Source organism: Gryllotalpicola sp. CP2-P1 (genome assembly GCF_057512245.1).
In genome coordinates, this window is sequence record NZ_JBLRDT010000137.1 from 1 (window position 1) to 6,966 (window position 6,966).

General features: G+C 70.9%; 7 protein-coding genes. 4 read left to right on the forward strand and 3 right to left on the reverse strand.

From position 1 onward, the window contains the following. The 4 genes from ACM2XV_RS10805 to ACM2XV_RS10820 form a co-directional block, all read left to right on the forward strand. Positions 1-518: Rieske (2Fe-2S) protein (locus ACM2XV_RS10805; protein ID WP_487026931.1), on the forward strand; the 518-nt coding region annotated here is incomplete at its 5' end. Positions 519-542: 24 nt separating this feature from the next. After that, positions 543-2,381: a thiamine pyrophosphate-requiring protein gene (locus tag ACM2XV_RS10810; RefSeq protein WP_487026932.1), complete on the forward strand. Its 1,839-nt coding sequence runs from the start codon at positions 543-545 to the stop codon at positions 2,379-2,381. A gap of 56 nt (positions 2,382-2,437) precedes the next feature. Then, on the forward strand, positions 2,438-2,812 hold the full coding sequence (locus ACM2XV_RS10815) for a hypothetical protein (protein WP_487026933.1): 375 nt from the start codon (positions 2,438-2,440) through the stop codon (positions 2,810-2,812). 45 nt (positions 2,813-2,857) lie between these two features. After that, a complete protein-coding gene (locus ACM2XV_RS10820; RefSeq protein ID WP_487026934.1) occupies positions 2,858-4,003 on the forward strand; it encodes a baeRF2 domain-containing protein in 1,146 nt (381 codons plus the stop codon). Between the two features lie 16 nt (positions 4,004-4,019). Here the strand turns inward: ACM2XV_RS10820 and ACM2XV_RS10825 are convergent, their stop codons facing one another. The 3 genes from ACM2XV_RS10825 to ACM2XV_RS10835 all read right to left on the reverse strand — a co-directional run. Beyond that, positions 4,020-4,766, reverse strand: coding sequence for a TMEM175 family protein (locus ACM2XV_RS10825; protein ID WP_487026935.1), 747 nt, complete (start codon positions 4,764-4,766; stop codon positions 4,020-4,022). 418 nt (positions 4,767-5,184) lie between these two features. Beyond that, positions 5,185-5,496 carry a hypothetical protein gene (locus tag ACM2XV_RS10830; protein WP_344774344.1) on the reverse strand — a complete coding sequence of 104 codons (312 nt, stop codon included), beginning with the start codon at positions 5,494-5,496 and terminating at the stop codon, positions 5,185-5,187. 153 nt (positions 5,497-5,649) lie between these two features. Beyond that, positions 5,650-6,966, reverse strand: a 1,317-nt coding sequence (locus ACM2XV_RS10835; protein ID WP_487026936.1) for an HNH endonuclease signature motif containing protein, incomplete at its 5' end; no start/stop codon positions are given.

A 6,966-nucleotide genomic window follows, 5' to 3' on the forward strand; every position in this document is an offset into this window, starting at 1 on the left:
CGTCGAACACCGTCGCCGTCGCCCTCTACGGCGCTTCCTTCCTCGCCCGCCTCGGCGGCAAGCGCACGGCGGGCAAGCGCCTCGCCCTCGCCGGTCTGGTCGTGGCATCCGTCGGCGGCTATCTGGGCGGCCATCTCGCCTACCGCCAGGCGATGGGCGCCAATCACACCGAATCCGTGCCCCATCTCGCGCCGGAGGGCTGGCACGATCTCGGGCTGCTCAGCGAGCTGCCCGAGCGTCAGCTGCGGCAGCGGCTCGTCGGCAACGTGCCGGTGCTGCTCTATCGGGACGGCGAGCGCGTGCTCGCGCTGGCGGATGCTTGCTCGCATCTCTCCGGCCCGCTGCACGAGGGCGAGTTGAGCGATGAGCCGGGCCTCGGGCCGTGCGTGACCTGCCCGTGGCACGGCAGCACCTTCGCCCTCGAAGACGGGGCCGTGGTGCATGGCCCCGCCACCGCGCCCCAGCCGCAGTTCCGTGCCCGCGTCTCCGGCGGCCGCGTCGAGGTGGCGTTGGCCTGACTCGCAGCTGGGTACGGACCCGTCATGGCCAAGACCGTCAGCGAATTCATCATCGACCGCGTCAAGGAATGGGGCGTCACCCGCGTCTTCGGCTACCCGGGCGACGGCATCGGCGCCTTCGACGGCGCGCTCGGCACGCTCGATGTGAAGGGCGACGGGCTCGAGTACATCCGCCCCACCCACGAGGAGATCGCCGCTTTCATGGCGACGGCGCACGCCAAGTTCACGGGTGAGGTGGGGGTGTGCGTCGCGACGTCGAGCCCCGGAGCGTTCCACCTGATCAACGGGCTCTATGACGCCCAGATGGACAACGTCCCCGTCGTCGGGATCGTCGGCCAGCAGGGCCTCGACGCCCTCGGCACGTTCACTCAGCAAGAGAGCAATCTCGAGCGGGTCTTCGCCGACGTCGCGTGCTACGTGAAGACGATCGTGTCGCCGCAGCAGGCGGAGGCCGTCGTCGACACCGCATTCCGCACGGCCCAGGCCCGCCTGCAGCCGGCGGTCATCGTGCTGCCGCACGACGTGCAGGCGATGGATGCCGCAGAGCCCGGCGCCGCTCACTGGGTGTCGCGCTCGAGCTCGGCCCCCGCCACGACGCGGATCGTCCCCGCTCCCGCGGCGCTCTCGGCTGCGGCATCCGTGATCAATGCGGGCAGCAAGGTGACGCTGCTCGTCGGCGCGGGCGCGCGCGGCGCGACCAGCCAGGTGATCGAGCTCGCGCACAAGGCAGGCGCCGGCATCGTCACGGCGCTGCGCGGGAAGGACGTCGTGCCCTCCGACATCCCGTTCCACACCCAGCAGCTGGGGCTGCTCGGCACGCGGCCGAGCCTTGCGCAGATGAAGGAGTGCGACACGCTCGTGCTGCTCGGCACGAACTACCCCTACGGCGAGTTCCTGCCCGCGAGCGGCCAGTGCCGCGCCGTGCAGATCGACCTCAAGCCCGAGCAGCTCGGCGTGCGCTACCCCACCGAGGCGAACCTCTGGGGCGACGTCGGGGCGACGCTCGACGCGCTGCTGCCGCTCATCGAGCAGAAGAGCGACCTCAGCTGGCAGCAGGGCGTCGCCGAGGGCTTCCAGAACTGGGAGAAGGAGATGCGCGCAGAGGCGATGGTCGACTTCCCCGACGGCGTGAACCCGCGACGCGTCTTCTTCGAGCTGAACGAGCGCCTGCCCGAGAACGCGATCGTGACGGCGGATGCCGGGACGACGGCGGACTGGTACGCGCACCACATCCGCCTGCGGCGCGGCATGCGCGGTGACCTGTCCGGCCGCCTCGCGAGCATGCTCGCCGCGATGCCGTATGCCGTCGCGGCGAAGTTCGCGTACCCCGACCGGCCCGTGATCTGCACGATCGGCGACGGCGCCTTCCAGATGCTCGGCATGAACGAGCTGATCACGGTGAAGAAGTACCTCTCGCGCTGGCCGGACAAGCAGCTCATCGTCGCGGTGATGCACAACGACGACCTCGCGCAGGTCTCGTGGGAGATGCGCACGGAGGACGCGAACCCGGTCTGGGCGGGCTCGCAGGACGTGGAGTCGGTCGACTATGCGGGCTATGCCGAGCTGCTCGGCTTCCGCGGCATCCGGGTGCGCTCCGACGACGAGGCGGCGGCCGCGTGGGACGACGCGCTGCGCTACGACGGTGTCACGCTCATCGACGCCTACGTCACGCGCAACGCACCGCCGCTTCCCCCGAAGATCTCGAAGGAGTACCGCAACAACACCCTCGCGGCTCTGGCCAAGGGCGATCCGCTGCGCGTCGGCGCGGTGGTCGACTCGGCCGAGGCGCTGGGAGCCGAGGCGCTGCAGCGTGCCAAGAACGTTCTGCACCTCGGCGGCGGCGACGCCGGGCAGCGCGAATAGCGGCTCGAGACGGCGGGTACGGCCCGGGGGAATCGACAAGCGAAGGAGATGACCTCATGGCCTCCACGATCAACACCAGCGACAACTCGTCGGACTCGCTGAAGTACTCGCAGGAGATCACGTCGCCGGGCGACAAGCCGGAGCGCGACGGCCGCAGCCTCGTCACCACCGACCACGAGATGATCAGGCAGTGGGCGCAGGCCCGCAACGCCGTGCCTGCGACCGTGAGCGGAACCGAGCACGGCGACCGCGCCGGAGTGCTGCGCTTCGACTTCGGCGGCGACTCCGAGCGACTCGAGCACCTCGACTGGGACGGCTGGTTCCGCACCTTCGACGAGCGGAAGCTCAACTTCATCTATCAGGAGACGAAGTCGGACGGCTCGCAGTCCAACTTCTTCCAGCTGGAGAACCCCGAGCGCGAGGACGCGTAGCTCGGCGGTTCAGCGCGCAGCTCACTCACCGAGGAGGCAGATCGAATGGCAGACCGCATGCGCGAGCTCTACGAGGAATCCGGCCCGTGGGCGTCGGTGTACGTCGACGCATCCGGGGACACGGCCGACCCGCGCGGCCAGGCGGCGTCGAAGCGCAACAGCATCGCGCACGCCCTTGAGCAGGCCGGCGCACCGCGCGCCGACATCGACGCGATCGTCGAGGCGCTGGCCGCGCCCACGGGTGTGTCGGCACCGGCATCCCGCCTGGTGCTCGCCCGGGGCGGCGAGGTGCGCTTCGACCGCGGGCTTCCGGGCGCGGTCCGCGTCGGCGAGTTCGCGGAGTTCGGCCCCGTTCCCGACCTCGTGCCGCTCGTGAGACACCGGCCGGTCGCGTTCGAGTACCTCGTCGTGCTGGTCGGCCACGATGCGGGCGACGTGCTGCTGTGCACGACCGGGTCGGACGAGCCGCAGGCCCGCGAGCACGTGCAGGGGCGTGCCGACACGCTGCAGAAGGTGCGCGCGGGCGGCTGGTCCGAGGCGAACTATCAGCGCCACGTCGTCGACGTGTGGACGCACAACGAGGGCGAGGTCGCCGCCCGTGTCGACGCGCTGGTCTCGGAGCGCCACCCCAGGTTCGTCGTCGCCGCGGGCGAAGAGGCGGGGCTCGCGCTCTTCCTCGGCAAGCTGAGTGCCGGCACGCGGGAGATCACGCGCGGCGTGCCCGTCGATGCGCGGCCGTCGGATGCCTCGAGCAAGCGTCTCGACACCGAGATCGGGGCCGCGATCGATGACGAGCTGTCGTCGCTGCGCGAGCGGGCGCACGAGCTGATCCGGCCGCGCGCCGCGGGCGAGAGCCCGGTCGAGGCGCTCGGCGTCGGCGAGGTGGTGCATGCGCTGCAGCAGTCGCAGGTGGAGCTGCTGCTGCTCGTCGACGGCGCCGGGGACGCGCACGCGAACGACGAGCTCGACGGCCGCCGCGTCTACGTGCTGGATCGCGCGCCCTGGGTCGCGAGCGCCCCTGAGGACGCGGGCGAGGCCGAGATCGTGGGGCGCGTGCGCGCGTCGGTGGGGCTGGTGCGTGCCGCCGTGCTGACGGATGCCACCGTGATGGTCGTGCCGGCCGATGAGTTGCCGGCGCACGCACCGGTCGCGGCGCTGCTGCGCTGGCCCGCGCAGGCGTACGCGCCGTGAGCCGGTCGGCCGCTCGTCACTCGGCGGCCTCTTCCCGGTCGGTCTCTGACTTCGCGAGCGAGGTCAGCCATCGGTAGTACAGGCCCGAGACATAGGGAACGGGCACGAGCAGGTAGCCGATGAGTCCGGCGATCGGCCAGGCGAGCCCGAGCAGGGTCGCCGCGGCGAAGCCGACGGCGAGCGTGAAGGCCGGGAACCGGGAGCGCGAGCGGTACGGCTTCGTGAGCCCTGCGTGCAGTAGCCAGGGGTGGGCCGTGAGGTACCACCACAGGGACCCGTGCACGGCGGTGATCGCGGTCAGATGCACCCCGTAGGTCACGACGGCGACCCGCTCGGTGGGGTAGTGCGCGAGCAGGTTGGCGGTGTAGGGCACGAACGCCACCAGCATCAGCATGAGCAGGTTGAGCCAGACGAAGGGGTGGTCGGCATAGCGCGCGAAGTCGCTCTGCGTGCGGTTGCCGAACCACACGGTGCCGAGCGTCACGAAGACGAGGGCATAGCCGAGCAGGGTGGGAACGTTGCCGCCCAGCTCGGCAAGCAGGCTCTCGGCGGCGTGCTTGGGCAGCTCGATCTCGATCACGATGATCGTCATCACGATGGCGAACACCCCGTCTATCAGCGCCTCGAGTCGTCGCGTCGGCCCCATGCCGGGGTGTTCGGGAACCCCGTGCTGAGGGTCGGTGCCGGTGTCGGTGCCGGTGCCGGTGCCGGTGCCGGTGCTAGTGCTGCCGGCGTCCCGTTCGCTGTCGTCGTCGTCGCTCATGGGGTCAGAATGCGCGTGCGTGCCGTCGGCCGCCAGCACCGCGGGCCCAGGCTGTTTTTTCGGCGCGGCAAGATGGCCAGTCCGCACGCTGCCCGGCGTTCAGGCGGCTTTCTCGACGCGGCAAGATGGCCAGTCCGCACGCTGCGCGGCGCTCGGTCGCCCGCTGCCCCGCGGCTCGCACCCTCGTGGCCGACGCACCTGCTGTCGACGCGCTACCCCACGCGCCGTTGGGCCGCGCGCCCGTGGCCCATGAGCCCTCGGCCTGCAACGCCGCGGCCATCTCGCCCCGAACCTGCGGCCGCCGCGACACGCGAACGCGGAAGGGTGCTCGCGTGATGGAGCGACCCTTCCGCGTTGCGACCGACGCTCAGGCATCCGCCCGCCTGCTCGGGTCGGACGCTGGGTGCCGGCCCGAGCCCTACGCGGCGCGTGCCGGGCGAATGCCTGCGAGGATCGCCGAGGCATCCGCAGCGGGCGGGCGCAGAGCATCGATCGCGTGCTCGAGGGAGTCGGCCTCGAACTCGGCGAACGGACGGGTGAGCGACTGCACGCGGTAGCGGCCGTCGCTCAGGGTGACGAAGCCCAGCAGGGCGAACGGGCTGCCGCCCGGAAGGCTGATGCGCCAGTCGCCGTCGCCGACAGCAACGACCTCGACGTCGGCGAGCGTGACCGCGGGTGCGACGTGGACTGCTCTGGAAAGGCGGTGAAGCGTCGTGCTGACCAGGCTCATGATGTTCCCCCTTGGCTATGAACTCTCCCAGGACGAGGGTGACTGAGCGGGTCGCGGCGAAAACAGGCCTTGACAGCATGCGGCACAAGATGCGAAAAGCTGCCGTCACCCTCGCCGGCGTCGCCGTCGCCGCCACCGCTAACGCAGCCGCCGTCACGCGCGCAGTCGGAGCTGCAGCCGGGCGCCTGACTTGGAGTGCAGCACGACGGCTTCCTTGCCGGGCCAGATGAGGGTGTAGGTGCCTTCGCTGCGGGCGATCTTCGCCCCGTGGTCGTGAACCATCTTGTGATGTCGGCGGCAGAGCAGGATTCCGTCGCGGACTTCCGACGTGCGATGACTGGGGTGCTGCGCCCAGGGGTTGATGTGGTGATATTCGCAATCGCCCGGCGGCCGGTCACAGCCCGGGTACATGCAACCGCCGTCTCTCACGGAGATCGCTCGCCTCTGGCGAGCCGTGAAGAAGCGCTGGTCTTTGCCCAGGTCGATCGTCTGGCCGCTCGGGTCGAAGAGAAGAGGCGTGAATCCGGTACTGCAGATCATGCGCAGTGCGTCGGTGGCCGCGATGGGCTCGTCGCGACCCTCGACGAACGCGACGCCGGTGTCTGGCCCCGGGCACGCAGTGGTGCCGAACACGGCGCCAGCAGCTCCCTGTGAGTTCCGCGCGCGACCAGCGCTGCCGGCGGAGCGCGCGTCGGCGGCGTTCCCGGTGCCGCCGGCATTGTCGGCGCTGCCCGCCATCTCGGCGTCGCCGACGTTCTCGTTGCTGCCCGCCGTGCCGGCGCCATCCGCGACCGCCTTCGCGCTGCCGAGATCGCCCGGCCCTGCGGCAGGGCAGGCGGTGTGGTCGCCGGCATGGTGTCGTCGCAGCACGTCTTCTGCGCCGCGCGCCTTCCTGAGGTCGTCAGCAGTGACGGCGACGGTCACCTGAGGCTCGCGGGTCTTGAACAGCTGCCCGGAATCGTTCGAAACCGCGCGGTCGATGAGGTCGAGCAGGGTGTCGACCTGCAACTGCGCGTTCGACCGCGGATCGGACTCGACCTGCTCGGCGGCCGCCTTGTCGGCCTCACTCGTGAACCGCGGGCCGCCGAAGCGGGGCGACAGCAGGCGCCTGATCGGCCCGTAGAACCTCGCGTCGGACTCAGGGTCGAGATCGATGTCGTAGTGCGCCATGCCGCTCGAGCGGACGGTTCGCGTGAACGAGCGCAGCTCGTATCGCCGTCGTGCCTCGGCCGCGGCCTGCGCCGAATCGAGGCTCGCGCGCATGCGCTTGGCGGCGCGCGCGAGGTCTTCCGGGCTCCAGTGCCCGGCCCAGCAGTCGTCGATGAGCTCGAGCACGGCGGCCCGCCACGCGTCGTGCAGCTCGAGGGCGCGCGGATTCCCCAGACCTGTGCGCAGCGCGTCGGATTGCGCCGCTGTCAACCACCTGTGCTTCAGCGCCACGCCAAGTGGCGCGTCCCACGAGCCGGCGAC